Source organism: Haladaptatus salinisoli (assembly GCF_020614375.1).
Classification (GTDB): Archaea; Halobacteriota; Halobacteria; order Halobacteriales; family Haladaptataceae; genus Haladaptatus; species Haladaptatus salinisoli.
The window spans coordinates 1,960,268-1,977,034 of the sequence record NZ_CP085327.1 but is presented as its reverse complement, the minus strand read 5'-3'; the positions used below and the strand labels follow the sequence as shown (position 1 = coordinate 1,977,034).

At 62.4% G+C, this 16,767-nt stretch carries 12 protein-coding genes, 1 tRNA gene and 3 rRNA genes; 5 read left to right on the top strand and 11 right to left on the bottom strand.

Annotation, left to right across the window (positions count from 1 at the left end):
- Window positions 1-39 precede the first annotated feature (39 nt).
- From rrf to LIX00_RS10735, 5 genes are all read right to left on the bottom strand, one after another.
- Window positions 40-161, bottom strand: a 5S ribosomal RNA gene (gene rrf, locus LIX00_RS10755).
- A gap of 130 nt (window positions 162-291) precedes the next feature.
- Window positions 292-3,207 (bottom strand): 23S ribosomal RNA (locus LIX00_RS10750).
- A gap of 217 nt (window positions 3,208-3,424) precedes the next feature.
- Window positions 3,425-3,496 (bottom strand) — tRNA-Ala (locus tag LIX00_RS10745).
- A 124-nt stretch (window positions 3,497-3,620) separates the two neighbouring features.
- Window positions 3,621-5,092 (bottom strand): 16S ribosomal RNA (locus LIX00_RS10740).
- The 16S, 23S and 5S rRNA genes sit together here with 1 tRNA gene alongside, the layout of an rRNA operon.
- Before the next feature lie 949 nt (window positions 5,093-6,041).
- Window positions 6,042-6,350, bottom strand: coding sequence for a non-histone chromosomal MC1 family protein (locus tag LIX00_RS10735; RefSeq protein ID WP_227355693.1), 309 nt, complete (start codon window positions 6,348-6,350; stop codon window positions 6,042-6,044).
- A 254-nt stretch (window positions 6,351-6,604) separates the two neighbouring features.
- Between LIX00_RS10735 and LIX00_RS10730 the strand changes: the two genes are divergently transcribed.
- Window positions 6,605-6,802 (top strand): hypothetical protein, encoded by a 198-nt coding sequence (locus LIX00_RS10730; protein ID WP_007982308.1) that lies wholly within the window; start codon window positions 6,605-6,607, stop codon window positions 6,800-6,802.
- Window positions 6,803-6,850: 48 nt separating this feature from the next.
- A complete protein-coding gene (locus LIX00_RS10725) occupies window positions 6,851-7,909 on the top strand; it encodes a quinone-dependent dihydroorotate dehydrogenase (protein WP_227355692.1) in 1,059 nt (352 codons plus the stop codon).
- A 9-nt stretch (window positions 7,910-7,918) separates the two neighbouring features.
- Here LIX00_RS10725 and LIX00_RS10720 read toward each other — a convergent pair whose 3' ends face one another.
- The 3 genes from LIX00_RS10720 to pheS all read right to left on the bottom strand — a co-directional run bounded on the left by LIX00_RS10720 (window position 7,919) and on the right by pheS (window position 11,520).
- A complete protein-coding gene (locus LIX00_RS10720) occupies window positions 7,919-8,194 on the bottom strand; it encodes an N-acetyltransferase (RefSeq protein ID WP_227353187.1) in 276 nt (91 codons plus the stop codon).
- 105 nt (window positions 8,195-8,299) lie between these two features.
- Window positions 8,300-10,012, bottom strand: coding sequence for a phenylalanine--tRNA ligase subunit beta (pheT, locus tag LIX00_RS10715; RefSeq protein WP_227353186.1), 1,713 nt, complete (start codon window positions 10,010-10,012; stop codon window positions 8,300-8,302).
- A complete protein-coding gene (pheS, locus tag LIX00_RS10710) occupies window positions 10,012-11,520 on the bottom strand; it encodes a phenylalanine--tRNA ligase subunit alpha (RefSeq protein ID WP_227353185.1) in 1,509 nt (502 codons plus the stop codon). The genes pheT and pheS overlap by 1 nt, the downstream gene beginning before the upstream one ends.
- Window positions 11,521-11,787: 267 nt before the next feature.
- On the opposite strand from pheS, the gene LIX00_RS10705 reads away from it, so the two are divergent.
- Both LIX00_RS10705 and LIX00_RS10700 read left to right on the top strand, forming a co-directional pair.
- Window positions 11,788-12,423, top strand: coding sequence for a class I SAM-dependent methyltransferase (locus LIX00_RS10705; RefSeq protein ID WP_227353184.1), 636 nt, complete (start codon window positions 11,788-11,790; stop codon window positions 12,421-12,423).
- A 46-nt stretch (window positions 12,424-12,469) separates the two neighbouring features.
- The gene (locus tag LIX00_RS10700) at window positions 12,470-12,913 is read left to right on the top strand and encodes a hypothetical protein (RefSeq protein WP_227353183.1); all 444 of its coding nucleotides are present in this window, start codon (window positions 12,470-12,472) and stop codon (window positions 12,911-12,913) included.
- Here the strand turns inward: LIX00_RS10700 and LIX00_RS10695 are convergent.
- The 3 genes from LIX00_RS10695 to endA all read right to left on the bottom strand — a co-directional run bounded on the left by LIX00_RS10695 (window position 12,910) and on the right by endA (window position 15,906).
- Complete coding sequence (locus LIX00_RS10695) at window positions 12,910-13,200, bottom strand: hypothetical protein (protein ID WP_227353182.1); 291 nt, start codon at window positions 13,198-13,200, stop codon at window positions 12,910-12,912. The two genes, LIX00_RS10700 and LIX00_RS10695, sit on opposite strands and share 4 nt — an antisense overlap.
- A 94-nt stretch (window positions 13,201-13,294) precedes the next feature.
- A complete protein-coding gene (locus LIX00_RS10690; RefSeq protein WP_227353181.1) occupies window positions 13,295-14,878 on the bottom strand; it encodes a tryptophan--tRNA ligase in 1,584 nt (527 codons plus the stop codon).
- Complete coding sequence (endA, locus tag LIX00_RS10685; protein ID WP_227353180.1) at window positions 14,875-15,906, bottom strand: tRNA-intron lyase; 1,032 nt, start codon at window positions 15,904-15,906, stop codon at window positions 14,875-14,877. The genes LIX00_RS10690 and endA overlap by 4 nt, the downstream gene beginning before the upstream one ends.
- 131 nt (window positions 15,907-16,037) lie before the next feature.
- On the opposite strand from endA, the gene rpiA reads away from it, so the two are divergent.
- Window positions 16,038-16,724, top strand: coding sequence for a ribose-5-phosphate isomerase RpiA (gene rpiA, locus LIX00_RS10680; RefSeq protein ID WP_227353179.1), 687 nt, complete (start codon window positions 16,038-16,040; stop codon window positions 16,722-16,724).
- The last annotated feature ends 43 nt before the right edge of the window (window positions 16,725-16,767 follow it).

Sequence of the window (16,767 nt, the reverse complement as noted above, 5' to 3'; positions counted from 1 at the left end):
CGGAGCTGTTGCTCTGTGCGAGGGTTGATGTGGTATGAATGGAGGCGGCGAATCGAATTTCCCAGAGGCTCGCGCACTCCAGTACTGACCGAAACGCAGGCAGGCTTAACTACCGTGTTCGGGATGGGTACGGGTGTGACCCTGCCGCTCTGGCCGCCTTAACGCCGACGCACGGAATCGAACCGCGCATTAGTGACACCAGCCATCGGTGGTCCTTGCGACCGTGTGTACGTGCAATCCAGTTAGCGCCTGGACTCACACTGGAGAGTGTGAATTCCAATATGCGGTATGAGTGTGTGGCATTGACCAATTAGTGCTCGCGGGCTAAACACCTCGTTGCCTCGGTGCGTACACCCCGAGTCTATCGAACTCGTCTTCTACGAGCGGTCTCGGTGGTATCTCTTTTCCAGGTGGGTTTCGAGCTTAGATGCGTTCAGCTCTTACCCCGTGGTGCGTGGCTGCCCAGCACGCGCCTTGTCAGACGACTGGTACACCAGTGGCACCCATTCGTAGTTCCTCTCGTACTATACGAACGTTCCCGTCAGATACCGTAACACCCCCAATAGATAGCAGCCGACCTGTCTCACGACGGTCTAAACCCAGCTCACGACCTCCTTTAATAGGCGAACAACCTCACCCTTGCCCGATTCTGCACGGGCAGGATGGAGGGAACCGACATCGAGGTAGCAAGCCACCGGGTCGATATGTGCTCTTGCCGGTGACGACTCTGTTATCCCTAAGGTAGCTTTTCTGTCATCAATGGCCCGCATCAAGCAGGCTCATTGGTTCGCTAGACCACGCTTTCGCGTCAGCGTCCCTCGTTGTGTAGGACACTGTCAGACTTCCTTGTGCTCTTGCGCTCTTCTCCGAGTCTCCGACTCGGGTGAGGAAATCTTGGGGCGCGCTCGATATCTTTTCGAGCGCGTACCGCCCCAGTCAAACTGCCTGGCTACCGGTGTCCTCCGCCAGGAGTGAGGGTCGCAGTCACTACCGGGTAGTATTTCACGGGTGCCTCGGCGACGCGCTGGCGCGCGTGCCTGGGTAACGGCTCCTACCTATGCTGCACAGTAGCGACCACGTCCCAGCGACAGCCTGCAGTAAAGCTCTATAGGGTCTTCGCTTCCCCTTGGGGGTCTCCAGACTCCGCACTGGAACGTACAGTTCACCGGGCCCAACGTTGGGACAGCGACGCTCTCATTGATCCATTCATGCAAGCCGCTACTGAAGCGGCAAGGTACTACGCTACCTTAAGAGGGTCATAGTTACCCCCGCCGTTAACAGGTCCTTCGTCCCGTTGTACCGGGTGTTCAGATACCTGCACTGGGCAGGATTCAGTGACCGTACGAGTCCTTACGGATTTGCGGTCACCTATGTTGTTACTAGACAGTTGGAGCGTCCGAGTCACTGCGACCTGCCCTTCTGCAGGGCAGGCATCCCTTATCGCGAACTTACGGGACTAATTTGCCGAATTCCCTAACGTCGGTTGTTCCCGACAAGCCTTGGCTTTCACCGCCAGAGTACCTGTGTCGGATCTCGGTACGATCATCGTGCTCGTCTTTTCACGGGCTCCGGGTACCACCGACTTGCGCTATCCCGCCGTTCATCCGCTTCCTGCCATTACGGCTTCCACGGATTTTGACGGTTCGACCGGGCGACTGCCCGGCTCGATGTTTCCTGAAGCGTCGACTTTGAGTGCACGATGGCACTGGAATATTAACCAGTTTCCCTATCGTCTCGCTCGAATTACGACGAGACTTAGGATCGGCTAACCCTCAGCTGAACAGCATTGCTGAGGAACCCTTACTCGTAAGGCCGTCGAGGATCTCACCCGACTAACGCTGCTACTATGGCCAGGATTTTCTAAACTGAGCGGTCCATACGAACTCTCGCCCGTACTTCCACCCGCACAGATTGCCAACCTACTGGATCACTCAATGATGAGTGCCGCCAGGTCTCGGTGGCGAGCTTGAGCCCCGATCATTTTCGGCGCCGCAAACCTCGGCCGGTAAGCTGTTACGCTTTTCTTAGAGGGTAGCTGCTTCTAAGCTCACCTCCCGGCTGTTTAGGGCTTGCGACCACCTTCGATTGCACTTAGCTCGCACTTTGGGACCTTAACCCAGCTCTGGGTTGTCTCCCTCACGGTACACAGGCTTACCCCGCGCACCGGATTCCCTGCGTCGGCGATGTCCGTAGGTTCGGAGTTTGACAGGGAGGCCGACTCCTCTCGGAGGCGGCGTTCCCAATCGGTCGCTCTACCCCACGAACTATCTCAGCAGAGGTCATGCTTCGACATGTTTCGGTTGGAACCAGCTGTTGCCGGGTTCGATGGGCCTTTCACCCCTACACATAGGTCACGAGAGGGTATTGTAGGACACCAACTCTAGCAGGCCTCCACGTGGCTTTCGCCACGCTTCGCCTTGCCCATGCGTAGATCACCCGGTTTCGGGTCGTACCCAGTTGACTCCCCGCCCTTGAAGACGGTGGCCCTCGCAATGCTGCGGCCGTATTGGTTTCCCTGTGCCTGCCCCGATGCTCGGGTTAGGCTCGCCAATTAGGTACACTCCCTGGCTCGTTTTTCAAAACGTACGACGGAACTCCGGCTCCCATCGATTCCTACTACGGGATTGCTCCCGATTCGTTTTTCGATGGGCCTTGTAAGCCCCGTCGCTCTATCGCCACTTGATTTCAAGTCCTATTTCACCTCCCTTTTCGAGGTGCTTTTCAGCGTTCGCTCACGCTACTTGTTTGCTATCGGTCTCGAGTCGTGTTTAGTCTTCGCGGTCGATGCCCGCGATATTCACAAGGGATATCCGACCCCTGTTACTCGGGAGCTGACGCACGTCGTACTCGCTTCTCTTACGGGATTGTCACCCTGTTTCATGCTCCGTTCCAGAAGACTTCAGAGAAATTTTCCGACGATGAGAGCCAGTCCGCACACCACATTGCCTGTGTAGGCTTCGGTTTGGACTGTGTCGTGTTCACTCGCCGTTACTAGCGACATCGCGTTTGCTTTCTTTTCCTGCCGATACTGAGATGTTTCAGTTCTCGGCGTTCCCCATTGCGCGAAGCAATTGCGGTGGGGATTCCCATTCGGAGATCCTGAGTTCTTCGCCTCCGTGCGGCTCCCTCAGGCTTTTCGCAGCTTGGCACGTCCGTCATCGGCGCTCGAGCCGAGCTATCCACCAAGTGGCACAGTAGCCACGTACTTGATTTTGGATTCACTGTAGAACTCACTAATGTGAGTCCAGTGGACGCCTGGATTGCACGTACATACGGTCGTCATTACACGTCTCGGTGGTCGCCAAGAGCGTGCGTCGAACCCTTCCCAACCGCGCTTTCGCGGGATGGTGCATCGGTTAACTTCGGGAGAGAACCTTTCGCCCTCGATTACTTAAGAGGAACGATTCCGTTCTGTCCCGAGTAATGGACCCACTGGGATTCGAACCCAGGGCATCCTCCTTGCAAAGGAGGCACTCTACCACTGAGCTATGGGCCCACCTCACCTTACGGCGAGGGGTTGTGTTAACCCTGGCAGTTCAAAGGTGCCCGGCCAGAAACGTGGCCGAGGTCGTCGAAAACGGGAAAGGTGGGTCAGGCGCGTCGGCCTGATCCCGATCGTTAGGAGGTGATCCAGCCGCAGATTCCCCTACGGCTACCTTGTTACGACTTAATCCCCCTTGCGAAGCCCAGATTCGACCATCGCCTGATGGCCTCATCCGGACCTCACTCGGGTGATTTGACGGGCGGTGTGTGCAAGGAGCAGGGACGTATTCACCGCGCTCTTCTGAAGCGCGATTACTACCGAATCCAGCTTCATGAGGGCGAGTTTCAGCCCTCAATCCGAACTACGACCGAGTTTCCGAGATTACCGTCCTCTTTCGAGGTAGGAACCCATTGTCTCGGCCATTGTAGCCCGCGTGTAGCCCAGCACATTCGGGGCATGCTGACCTACCGTTGCCCGTTCCTTCCTCCGCTTTGGCAGCGGCAGTCTCCGTAATGTACCCAGCCACCACAAGGGTGCTGCTGGCAATTACGGACGCGGATCTCGCTCGTTGCCTGACTTAACAGGATGCCTCACGGTACGAGCTGACGGCGGCCATGCACCTCCTCTCAGTAGCTCTAGTAAGCTCATCAAACTGACCGTCACTGCTACTGTCGGTGCTGGTGAGATGTCCGGCGTTGAGTCCAATTAAACCGCAGGCTCCTCCGGTTGTAGTGCTCCCCCGCCAATTCCTTTAAGTTTCATCCTTGCAGACGTACTTCCCAGGCGGCTCGCTTCTCGGCTTCCCTACGGCACAGCACAGGCTCGTAGCCTGTGCCACACCTAGCGAGCATCGTTTACAGCTAGGACTACCCGGGTATCTAATCCGGTTCGTGACCCTAGCTTTCGTCCCTCACCGTCGGATCCGTTCTCTCGAGGCGCTTTCGCCACCGGCGGTCCGTCCAGGATTACAGGATTTCACTCCTACCCCAGACGTACCCCTCGAGTCTTCCGGTCCCAAGCCGACTGGTTTCCGCCGGACGCCTGCTCGTTGAGCGAGCAGATTTCCCGACGGACCTGTTCGGCCGGCTACGGACGCTTTAGGCCCAATAATAGCGGCCATCACTTGAGCTGCCGGTATTACCGCGGCGGCTGGCACCGGTCTTGCCCAGCTCTTATTCGTGTACCACCTTACGATACACAAAAGCGAGGACTATATGCCCTCGCACTTGGAGTTCCCTTATCGCACTGTCGTGCAGTGTAAAGTTTTCGCGCCTGCTGCGCCCCGTAGGGCCTGGATTCTTGTCTCAGAATCCATCTCCGGGCTCTTGCTCTCACAACCCGTACCGATTATCGGCACGGTGGGCCGTTACCCCACCGTCTACCTAATCGGCCGCAGCCACATCCTATAGCGCCGGAGCATTTCCGGCTCCTCGCATTCCAGCGTAGGAGCGTTATCCAGTATTAGCCTCAGTTTCCCGAGGTTATGCTGGTCTATAGGGTAGTTTGGCCACGTGTTACTGAGCTTTCCGCCACGAGTCTAAACTCGTGCGACTAGCATGGCTAAATCGAACTCCAATAGCAATGGCCTCCGGCAGGATCAACCGGAATGGTTGCCGAGCATACTGCTCGGTGGGTCTGGCGGAGACATGCTAACGCATGTACATTGGTCGCATATACGTGGTCCGTCAGTTCGACGACCCCAAGCCAAGTAACTGGCCGGGCGTCACCGAACTGCCAGGGCTAACATCAGATCCCATCGTGTACGGAAGACCGCAGGGGTGAGATCCTCATTTCCTTCGGACTTACTGGTAGGCGAGGACAGGTATTAAACCCATCGAACTGCGTCGGCGGGGTGCCGACGTGCCGAGCCAGTGTAGCCCGAGATTGCGGGACGAATCGAACGCCCCGCGAATCACAGCGTATCTTTCTTCGCGTTATTATCCAAACGCCCTCGTTTACTTAAGGGCGTCGGATTCCGCTCGCCCTCGACGGATGACCGCCGAGGGCGCGTCGTACTCGATTCGAGTAGGCCCCTACGTATAAAGGCACCGAATCGAGCGCGTTCGAACGCCTCGAATCGAGAGACGTCGTCCACGTCACGTTCGAATCACCCTATACACTTAAGGCCATTGAATCGGCTTGCTTCCACCCGACGGACGCCTTCGTATGTAAAGACGTCCTATTCGAGCGACCACCGGGTGGGGGAAACCACCGGGCGGCGTTCACATTCCTACGGATGGCGGAGTTACACTTAAGACCGTCGAAGCGGATGCGCTTCGGGATAGAGTACCTAGCACTCGCCGACCCGAGTGACGAGCAGGTCGGCTTCGAGTAAATCTATAGCGCGAGTGGAGGCCGAGCCATCATCCTACGCGTCGTGCGCTCAGTCCGGTCGGATGTGCCCCGCGCGTCTCTATCGTCGAACAGGACGAGTAAAAATCTTTCAGCTTGAAATCTTTCAGCTTGATCGGTTCACGCGTACGCGCGAAGAGTCCTAGTGTGGGAATGTAGTGAGGAATGTACGATAAAAACGCACGTACTCGACCACTCGTGCGTTTCACTCGTCCAAGTGCTCGATGCCCTGTTTGGAGACGTTCGCTTCGGTTATCTCGTCCGGCATCCAGTCCGGCTTATCGTCGGGCGCCGCCTCGTGCCACGCCCAGCCCTCGTAGATGTGAACCTTGTCGGTACCCTTCTCGCGGAGACGGAGTTCGATCCGGTCTGCTTCGTCTTCGGAGCTCCCTGGTTCGAGTCGACGTGCTGCCTTTAAAGCGGCCTGTCGGGGAGTGTTACCTGAAAAGACACTCGATTCGTCTCCGTCAGTTGCGCGCAGTGCAAAGTTTCGCTTACCATCGTCACGTACCATGGTTTTATCCTCCATGCCAACCCAGCACAGGGGTCGTTATAAATATATCGCCGATATGAGCGGTTTTCAGCGGCAGATATTTATAGTAGAATACTACAGTTCCGTGATTTCCGTAACGGGGGGACGCGTAGCGACGGGCCGAGCAAGGTAAGTGGCTACGGTACATAGCAACTTCCGAAAACGGTCGAAGCGGGATAGTATAGTAGAAAACACTTAAGTACATCCTACGGCGAAGGACTGCATAAGATACCGCGATGGTACGGAAAAAGAAGCTCAGCCCGAGTGGCGCGAAAGACGAAGACGGTGAGTACCACAACGTCCACGTCAACCTGCACGAAGACGAACTAGCTGTCGCAGGCATGGAAATCGGTGACGAAGTCTTCGTACGAGTTCGGGAAGACAAGATCATCATCCAGAAGGCCGACAAGGACGAGGTCGAACACGAGTTCTAACGCGCCGCGGGCGAGCCGCAGGCGATGTCTTTCTCTACCGATAGAACGATGAACGGATACGACGCCGTCAGACCACTGTTGTTTCGATTACCAGCGGAGACCGCTCACGGAACCGTCCACAGGCTACTCGGAACCGTCCAAGGAACGCCGGTCGAGCGACTGCTCCGCGCGCGCTACCGCGTCGACGACCCGCGACTGTCCGTCGACGCGTTCGATCTGTCGTTTCCGAATCCCGTCGGCGTCGCCGCGGGATTCGACAAGAACTCCCAGATACCATCGGCGCTCGCCGGCCTCGGATTCGGTCACGTCGAAATCGGCGGCGTGACCGCCGACGCGCAGGACGGTAACCCTCGCCCCCGAATGTTTCGCCTGCGCGAAGACGAGGGCATCATCAACCGCATGGGGTTCAACAACCACGGGGCGGACAGAATCGGCGCGCGCATGGCGCGGCAGTCCCTCCCCGACGTTCCGGTCGGCGCGAACATCGGGAAGTCGAAGGCGACTCCCCTCGAAAGCGCCGAGGCGGACTACCTGTACACCTACGAGCGGGTGGCGGCGCACGCGGACTACTTCGCCGTCAACGTCTCCAGCCCGAACACGCCGGGACTGCGCGAACTCCAGGACCGCGAGAACCTCGAACGAATCCTGACGACGCTACAGGATGCGGGGGCGAGTCCGCTGCTCGTGAAACTCTCGCCCGACCTCCCGGAATCGGCCGTCGCCGACGCGCTCGACCTCGTGACGGAACTCGGTCTCGACGGCGTCATCGCCACGAACACGACGACCGAACGCCCGGACGGCCTCCGCAGTCGCCACCGCGACAAGGAAGGGGGCCTCTCGGGACGACCGATCCAATCGCGGGCGACGGAGATGATTCGCTTCGCCGCCGAGCGCGCGGACGTTCCGGTCGTCGGCGTCGGCGGGGTCTTCACCGCCGAGGACGCCTACCGGAAGATTCGCGCCGGAGCGCACGTCGTCCAGTTGTACACCGGTCTCGTCTACCGCGGCCCGTCCATCGCCCGCGACATCAACGAAGGCTTACTCGAACTGTTGGAGCGCGACGGCTTCGACGGCGTCGAAGCCGCCATCGGCGCGGACCTCGATTGAACGCCCGCGTCACGCGGACCGAGCCATCGCCGGAAATTCGTACTCCCCGCCGCTCGTTTCCTGCGGAAACGTCTCGACGCGCTCGAAGCCGACCGACTCGTAGACCGAAATCGTCCGTTCGTTGAACGCCGCCACCGCCAGAGAGAACTCGTCGGGGTCGTACTCAGTCCGCGCGAAGTCGTCGGGATCGCTCGCCGCGTCGTAGAAGTCGAAGGGCGGATCGTAGTGCCACGAGACGATAGCGTCCGCGTCCTCGACGGTGAAGGAGCGAGGCTCGTAGTTCATGCTCGATAGTCGGATAGCAGGGCGTCGGTTCTTTCTATCGCCTTCTAAGACGACCACTCCGGCGCGTGGGAGCGGTGCGAACGGCGAAGCCGGCGAGCGATAACCCTACTCCAGCGCGTCGAGGCGGAACTCGAATCCGGCCACCGGCAGTTCGAGGTCGTGTTCGACGAGCACCTCGGGGTGCACCTCGCCGACGACGCCGACCTTCGTTCCGTCCAGCACGACGTCCGCCGCGCGTCCGGGGATGAACGTCGGATGGTCGGTCGGCGGCGTCTCCAGTTCGGCGTCGAAGTTCCGCGCGATGGCTTGCAGGCGCGCTTTCGCGTCCTCGTAGGAGGCGTCGTGACGCGCGAGGACGCCGGCCACGGTGCGGTGCTCCGCGACGCCGATGTTCTCCGACTCGTCCACCCGCACCGCCAGCCCGATTTCCGCGAGGTCCTGCGGGTAGGAGCGGTGGGTGTTGTTCTCCAGCACCATCACGAGCGAGGGGAGCGCCCACGTCCGCAGCATGGTGTAGTCCTCGCTGTAGGGGTTCTTGATGGTCGCCGGAGCGTCACCGCCGACCACGCCCGACCCGGGTTCCGCGCGCATTCGCTCGAAGTTCTCCTCCTCGCTGATCATGTGGAAGTTGAGCAGGTCTTCGAAGCCCAGTCCGACGAGCACCTCGCGGGCGGCGTCTTCGAGTTGCGAGCGCTCGTGGCGTCCGCCGACCGTTCCCACGTCGGGGTAGCGCGGCGAGAGGTCGTTGAAGCCGTACGCTCGACCGACGTCGTCCACGATGTCGACCGGGTGGAGCACGTCGACGCGGTAGGGAGGTATCTCGACCTCGTACGCGACCGAGTCGCCTTCCTCGCTCGCCTCGCCCGACAGCCCGGAGCGCTCCAGCAGGTCGAGCACTTCGTCGGACCCGAGGTCGATGCCGAGGAGCGTCTCGATTCGCTCGTGCGCAACGGATTTCGTCGTCGGTTCCAAATCAGGCCGAACGAGCGTGCGGTCCGGGTACTCGACCTCGACCTCCTCGATGGTCGCGCCGCGGGCGTCCAGCGCGTAGCAGATGATGGTGCACATCTTGTCGATGGTCCACTGGTCGGTGCCGGTGAGTTCGACGAACAGGTCGCGCGAGTCCGCCGCCACCTCGGTTCGCCGACCGTTGATGACCGGCGGGAACGAGAACAGGCCGATGTCATCGTAGATGGCCGGGTAGCGTTCGTACTCGGCGACGAGGTCGGCGTACTTCTCGCCGGTCTGGTGGGAGCGCAGGACTTCCTCGGGCGTCATCTCCGCGTCCGCGTCGAGCGGGACGAATCGGTCGCCGTCGGGGGCGACGCCGACGTACCGGATGCTGTTTTCGCCCTCGTCGGTCGCGGACGACCCCTTCAACATCGTCAGGTCGTGGATTCCGATGGCACCTTTCGCACGCTTTCGGCCCATCGTCGCGTGGAGTTTCTCCTGCAGTTGGATGAGCGAGTCGAGCGCCTCCTCGCCGAGGTTCACGCCGCGGGCGACCGCGCCGGTGACGTAGGGGCGCTCCTCGGGGACGCTCTCGTCCACCTCGATGGTCCAGTCCGGGTCGTTCGGTTTCGGGACGTAGACGCCCCTGTCGTCGCCGTACTGGTAGCGAAGCGACCGCGCGACGCCTTCGATGGAGAGGCGGTCGAGGCGGTCGGGCGCGAACTCCAGTTGCATGTCGCCGTCTTCCGTCTCGCCCTCGTACTCCAGTCCGAGCGCGAACAGGTCGTCTTTCAGTTCCTCGTCGCTCTTCTCATCGTGGCCGGTCAGTCGGCGCAGTTCGTCGGGGGAAACGTCTACGGTCGGCATCAGTGAATCACCTCCACGTCGCGGAGCAGTTCGAGGTCGCACAGCGTCCCGTGCACGTCGCGGATGTCCTCGAAGCCGTACATCAGCATGAGCAACCGTTCGAGCGCGAGCCCCCACGCCATCACGTCGCAGTCGACGCCGAGGGGTTCGAGCACCTCGGGGCGGAACATCCCGCTGTTGCCGATCTCGATGAGTTCGCCCGTCTCGGGGTGGTTGCCGAACAGTTCGAAGCTCGGCTCCGTGTACGGATTGTAGTGGGGTTTGAACCGGATGTCGGTGATGCCGAACTGCTCGTAGAACTCCTCGAAGGTGCCCATCAGGTCGCGCACCGAGAGGTCGTCGGCCATCACCCAGCCCTCGATCTGAAAGAACTCCAGCAGGTGCGTCGGGTCGAGCGTGTCGTTGCGGTACACCTTCTCGACGCTGAAGAACCGCCGCGGCGGTTCGAGTTCGCCGACGGCGTGTCCGGAGAGGTAGCGCATCGACAGCGACGTGGTGTGGCCGCGGAGCGCGATGGCCCGCGCGAACTCCTCGTCCCACGGCGAGTGGTAGCCGTCGCTGTTCTCGCCGATGCCTTCGAGGTGCGCCCGGCGAACGCGCTCCACGAGATCGTCCGGAAGGTCGCGAATCTCGGTCGGGTTCGACAGCGCGAACCGGTCCCAGTGGGTGCGCGCCGGGTGGTCCTGGGGCATGAACAGGCAGTCGTTGATCCAGAAGTCCGCGTCCGCGTGCGGCCCGTCCATCTCCTCGAAGCCCATGCCGACGAGCACGTCCTTCACGCGGTTCGCCGTCTGGCGCAGGATGTGCACCTTCCCGCCGTCGATTCGTTCGGCGTCCGCGGCGACGTTGTACTCCGCGAACTCGACGTCGCGCCACCGGCCGGTCGTGAGCATCTCGGGGGTCAACTGGCCGACCGTCTCGGCGGCCTCGACGCCCTCCATCATCGCCGTGACGCCCGCCTCGGTGAGCGTGACCGAGCGAACGGTCGATTCGGCGCGTTCGACGAGTCCGCGGCTCTCCAGTTGGTCGAGGACGTCCGCGTCATCGACCGATTCGCCGGCGGCGAGCGCGGACAGCGCGCTCGCCTCCTCGTCGTCCTCCGGGTTCGTGCCCGCGTTCGCCGAGATTTCGCCGTCTTCGATGCTCCCGTACCCTTTCCGGGCGTAGTTCGAGAGGGCGATGTTCACCTGCGGACCCCCGAGTCCGGACTGACCGATCGCTTGGCCCATCTGAATCGGTTCCTCGTCCGCGCCCGCCGAAAGCGCCGCCTCGTAGAGCTTGATTTCCGGCAAGCCGTCCTCGGCGTACTCCTCGCCCTCCTCGGTGAGCGAGACCGATTCCTCGGTCCGCTCGTCCACGGAGAGCAAGCCTTCCTCTTCGAGTTCGAAGACCGCACCCGTCACCGTCTCCGGTTTCAGGTCGGTCTGTTCGGCCAGTTCCTCTATCGTCCGTTCGTCGGTCGCGCTTGCGGTTTCCAACACCGCAACCTGTGATTCTGGTAATTTCATCTCCACTCGGTGGTCGTTGGTCGTATGTTCCTGTCCGGCGGTTTAGCCCTTCTGAAGACCGGGCGTACTGCGTGCGGTTTCGTCCCCTCGCCGCGAGAGGAATCCGCCGCGCGCTCAAACCCCGCTAAAAAAGCCGAATCCCGCCGCTGACCGGTGCTCGGCTGCAATGCTGCCACGATGGGATTCGGATGGCATGGCTGGAAGATGGGTCAGAATCGACAAAAACGTTCCGGAGGTGTTTATTTCGAGGAGCACCATGCGGGAGTGATGATGGACTGGGAGCGGTTCTACCGGCGGGCCGACTACGACCGCTGCGCCTACATCGGCGGGGAGCGAATGGCCGACCTCGCCGGGCGATTGTTCGACCGCGTGGGAACGCCCGACGATTTCGCCTCGGTGGGGTGCGGCCCGGCGGTCGTTCCGTTCCGCCTCGCGGAGCGCTACCCCGACACCGAGTTTTTCGGCTTCGACCTCTCGGAGACGGTGGTTCGGGACAACAACGAGAAGGCGACGGTGGAGGGAGTAGAAAATCTCCAGTTCGCGGTCGGCTCGCTTCCCGACCTCGACACCGACCGCCAGTTCGACGTGGTGTACTGCGTCGCCACGCTCTACTTCGTCGAGGAACCGCGACGTGCAATCGAGAGTCTGTACGCTCGCGTTCGAGACGGCGGCCACCTCGTGTTGAACTATCCGAACGAGGCGAGTCGAGAACAGTTCGACGAGGAGTTCGAGGGTCGAAAGCGCGAATCCTTCGAACTCGTGCTGAGCGGTGCCAACCTGATCAGCGAGGACGTGGTTCGGGAGGTCACCGGCGCTGAAACGCGAAACTACTGGGAACTGGTCGGTGCCGAGGACGAGGAGTTCGCCGATTCCGCGACCCCCTGCGTCGTCGCGGAAAAGTAGCGGCGGGGCTACGGGTTCTTAGACGTAGACGCCGTAGTAGTTGTGAATGTCCTTAATCGCAACCGAAAACGAGGTGGTATCGGGAACGGCGCGGTGGCTACGTGGTCTCTGGGACTACTATCTGGAGTACACCCACACCGCGATTCACGCCGCCTCGGCGGCGGCGCTCACCGCGTTCGGTCTACTCATCTTCATCGACCGACTGTTCGTGCTGTTAGCGATTGCCGCGTACGTCTGCCCGCCCATCATCCTCTACAGTCTCGGTTCCGACGTCGGGAAAACGTCCACACCACCGGATACGCACCGACTCGAGTCCGCGACGGACGCGGGTGGCGGTTCCGACGGCGGTTCGGCTAGCGGTGATGGGAACTCGAACGGAAGTGACGGGGACACGGACTCGGACGGTGACGATGGGGACACCGACTCCGATGGCGACGACGGAGATACCGACTCCGATAGCGATGATGGTGATACCGACTCCGATAGCTAGACACACCGCATCGCGGCCGCCATTTTCGAACGTCCGAGAGCGCCCGTCGATTTCTCGTCCATCCGCGCTCGAAGCGCCAACGAGTCCGCGACGAGACGCGAACGGAAAAAGTCCGATTTCGAGAAGCGCGGCGAGCGCGCCGGGAACCAGACGATATTCGGGCCGCATCGGTCGCCGGCATTGCTCGCCAGGGTGCACATCCGGCGCTGAAACGAGTGCCAAATCGGGACGGCACCGCTGAGGACACCGAGCGCACCGACACCCTGTAGCACGCGAATCGAATTCATCTACCTTCTACGTGCGAATTCACTCGCGCAGGAGTTCTGTAGGGTCGAAGAACCGTTTGACCGATGCGCAGAGACGAAGTCGATTCAACTCGCCTTACCGCCGCGACGACTCCAACTGAATGTCCAGCCCTTCCAGAACCTCCTCGGCCTCCTCGCGTTTCTCCTGATGCTCTTTCAGGAACTCCTTCATCAACACCGCCGCCTGCTCCTTGCAGTCGCCGCAGAGTCGCTCCCCGCCGACGCACTCGTCGTACACCTCCTTCGCGAACTCGTCGTCGTCGCCGGCGAGGAGGTAGGCGTACAGTTCGTACACCGGACACTCGTCGGCCCTGCCGCCCAACTCGCGCTGAAGCTCCGCCGTCTCCCGTCCCCCCGTCGTCGCCGACTTCACCTTCTCGTACCCCTCCTCGGGGTCGTCCAGCAGGCTGATGTGACTCGCCGGAACCGACGAGGACATCTTCCCGCCCGTCAGACCGGTCATGAACCGGTGGTAGATGGAGGAGGGCATCACGAAGCCGTACCCGCCGGTCTCCGTCTCCACCTCGCGGGCGAGTTCCTCGGCCTCCTCCCGCGAGAGGTCGAAGGTGTCGACGTGCTCCTCGAAGACGCGCTTCTCGCCGTCGACGGCCTCGATGAGGGCTTCGAAGGCCTCCTCGGTGGCGTTGCGGTCGAGGAACCGAACGCGGGGTCGGAGGGGTTCCATGCCCGCGTTTTCGAGCTTGGAGACCGCCGTCCTGACCGCGGCAATCTCGGTGTCGCCGGCGTCGGCCAGCCACTCCGCCGCCTCCTCGCACCTGGGCATCTCGGGGTCTTCGGCGTACTCCTCGCGGGCCTCGTAGGCCGCCGCGACGTGCGACAGTTCGGTCTCGTCCGCCTCGAAACTCGCGTAGGCGCTCGTCACGCCGAAGTAGCGCATCCGAGCCGCGAGGTCGCGGGCCAGCCTGACGTGCGGGTCCTGATCCGGACCGACCGGGATGACCGTCGGTTTCGGGTCGTCCAACTGGGGGTAGAGGATGTCGGCCATCTGCGTGACGACGCTCTGGACGTGCGAGACGTTCGTCTCGCCGTCGAAGCCGTAGATGGACTGGAACTCCGAGAAGTTCGCCTTCGACCCGAGTTCGAACGAGAGGTCCTGGAGGACGCGGTTTTCGGACTGGCGGTAGAGCGTTCCGTCCTCGGCGTCGAAGCCGAGCGCGAGCAGCGAGAGCAGGTAGTCGCGGGCGTGCTCGTCTATCTCCTCCCACGACAGGCCGCGGGCGCTGTGGGCTTCGAGGTCGGCGATGAGACCGTAGGTGTCGCCGCCCTGCTCCTGGTGCCAGATGAGTTCGTCGAACACGAGTTTGTGCCCGATGTGCGGGTCGCCCGTCGGCATGAACCCCGAGAGCGCGGCGAACGGTTCGCCCTCCCGCATCGCGTCCGCGACGCGGCGGTAATCGCGGTGGCCGAAGATGACGCCGCGGCGCATCAGGTAGTGGGGGTGCGGAACGCCGGGGAGCACGTCGTCGAACTCCTCGATGCCGAACTCCTCGAACAGTTTCCGGTAGTCGGAGACGGTCGCCGACCCCCACGGGTCGAGCGCGACTTCGTCCCCTCCCGCGGCGGTACCGCCGTCGGGCGCGAGCGCCGCTCCGTCCGTCTCGAATCCGTCGTCGGTGTCGTCTCGTGTATCTCGTGTCATGGTGTGAGTCGCGTAACCGATAGGAAAGTCGTCGTTCGTTTGGTATCGTCGACGAGCGCAAAAACCATTCGCTTCCGCACCCCGTGCGCCAGCCGAACGTCGAGCGCGAGGTCTCTCGGGACGAACTCGTGGTCGTCCCGGAGCACCCGAACCAGAAACTCGGAGTGGCCGAGGTTCTCCACCGACTCCACGTCGGCGTAAGTGCGGAAGTCCGCGCCGAATTTGAACCCCGTCTTCGGGACGACGTTTCGCTCGCGGAGCGCGCGATAGACCGCCAGACGACGGTCGAATCGTTCGCCTTCCACTTCTCGACCGCGCGCGACGATCTCCTCGTAGCCGCCCTCGACCGCGAGTTTCTCGTCCGCGACGAGGTGGGCCGCCTCCACCAGCGACAACTGGAGGGCCCCCGTCGGTTCGCGCCCGCCGATCGGTTGGCCGTAGAACGACCGCCGGTGGAGTTCGTCCGGCGCGTCCCAGAGCAGAACCCGGTCGGCGACGAGCGACCCGGTGATGTCGCTCGGCACGTCGTGGTTGGTCGTCCCCCGAACGTCGAGGCGGTCCGTCTCGAAGTAGGTTATCTCGCTCTCCTCGTCCACGACCGCCAGCGCCACGTCGCCGAGGTGCGCCGCCGGAATCGTCTCGCGCTCGCTGACGACCCGGAGGCGGTACTGCACCTCGTCGTCCCACGGGCCGCTCCCCCGCGGGTAGACGACGAGGTCCGAGCCGGGGAGGGGGTCGTACACCCAGCCGGAGCGGTCGGGCGAGAGGTAGAACCCGCGTTCCCGCAGGTCCGCGTAGACGAGAAATCGCGCGGCGAAGCCGTCGCCCGTCGAATCGCGCAGGAACTCGCGGAACCCCTTTCCGTCGATCGAATCGAGGTCGCCGCGGAGCATGAGGTGGGCGGCCTCGACGCGCGAGAGCGCCACCTCGTTGCCATCGAGCGGGCGACCGTATCCCCGCGAATCGTAGTAGCGCTGGCGGGCGTCGCCGCCAACGAGTACCTCGTCGTCGCGCAGGCGTCCGTCCATACCGTCCCTGCGGCGCGGGTCGTCAAAGGCACTGCGACTCTCCGGCGACGGCGAGAAGGGTGATTTCGAAACGGGCGGTCGCCAGCCGCGTGCTAGCAAGCTTTTTCCGACGCGGGGCAATCGGCACACACATGAAAACGACGGGCGGGAGCGACGCGGCGAAGCGCAACGCGGGCGAGAGCGCGGCGGAGGCGGTCGAAGACGGCACGGTGGTCGGATTGGGGACGGGGAGCACGGCGGCCCACGCGATTCGAGCCATCGGTCGCAAGGTGGACGCCGGACTCGACGTGCGGGGCGTGCCGACGTCGTTCCAGTCGCGCCAGTTGGCCCGCGACGTCGGGATTCCGCTGGCCGACCTCGACTCGGTGGCCGCCATCGACCTCGCCATCGACGGGGCCGACCAGTTCGCCGGACCGCACCTCGTCAAGGGCGGCGGTGCGGCGCACGCCCGAGAGAAGGTGGTCGACGCGGCGGCGAACCGGTTCGTCGTCGTCGCCGACCCGAGCAAGGCGGCGGAGCGACTGACCCACCCCGTCCCCGTCGAAGTGCTCCCGGCGGCGCGGACCGCGGTGGCCGGCGACGTGCGAGTGCTGGGCGGTGACCCCGACCTGCGCGAGGCGGAGGGGAAAGACGGACCGGTCGTGACCGACAACGGGAATCTCGTCCTCGACTGCGCCTTCGGCGAGATTCGGTCGCCCGGCGAACTGGCGGACGACCTCTCGACGATTCCGGGCGTGGTGGAGCACGGCCTGTTCGTCGGGATGGCGGACGAGATACACGTCGGCACCGACGACGGCGTCGACGTCGAACGGCTGTAGCGGTCGCTCGCCGGTCGGGGATAAATGGAAGGAAGTTCCGGGT

What these genes read in the sequence shown, in the direction of transcription:
- LIX00_RS10690 (WP_227353181.1), bottom strand. Translation starts at nt 14,878, where the DNA reads ATGACACGAGATACACGAGACGACACCGACGACGGATTCGAGACGGAC.
- LIX00_RS10720 (WP_227353187.1), bottom strand. Translation starts at nt 8,194, where the DNA reads ATGAACTACGAGCCTCGCTCCTTCACCGTCGAGGACGCGGACGCTATC.
- LIX00_RS10725 (WP_227355692.1), top strand. Translation starts at nt 6,851, where the DNA reads ATGAACGGATACGACGCCGTCAGACCACTGTTGTTTCGATTACCAGCG.
- pheS (WP_227353185.1), bottom strand. Translation starts at nt 11,520, where the DNA reads ATGAAATTACCAGAATCACAGGTTGCGGTGTTGGAAACCGCAAGCGCG.
- LIX00_RS10705 (WP_227353184.1), top strand. Translation starts at nt 11,788, where the DNA reads ATGATGGACTGGGAGCGGTTCTACCGGCGGGCCGACTACGACCGCTGC.
- LIX00_RS10695 (WP_227353182.1), bottom strand. Translation starts at nt 13,200, where the DNA reads ATGAATTCGATTCGCGTGCTACAGGGTGTCGGTGCGCTCGGTGTCCTC.
- pheT (WP_227353186.1), bottom strand. Translation starts at nt 10,012, where the DNA reads ATGCCGACCGTAGACGTTTCCCCCGACGAACTGCGCCGACTGACCGGC.
- LIX00_RS10700 (WP_227353183.1), top strand. Translation starts at nt 12,470, where the DNA reads ATGTCCTTAATCGCAACCGAAAACGAGGTGGTATCGGGAACGGCGCGG.
- rpiA (WP_227353179.1), top strand. Translation starts at nt 16,038, where the DNA reads ATGAAAACGACGGGCGGGAGCGACGCGGCGAAGCGCAACGCGGGCGAG.
- LIX00_RS10735 (WP_227355693.1), bottom strand. Translation starts at nt 6,350, where the DNA reads ATGGTACGTGACGATGGTAAGCGAAACTTTGCACTGCGCGCAACTGAC.
- LIX00_RS10730 (WP_007982308.1), top strand. Translation starts at nt 6,605, where the DNA reads ATGGTACGGAAAAAGAAGCTCAGCCCGAGTGGCGCGAAAGACGAAGAC.
- endA (WP_227353180.1), bottom strand. Translation starts at nt 15,906, where the DNA reads ATGGACGGACGCCTGCGCGACGACGAGGTACTCGTTGGCGGCGACGCC.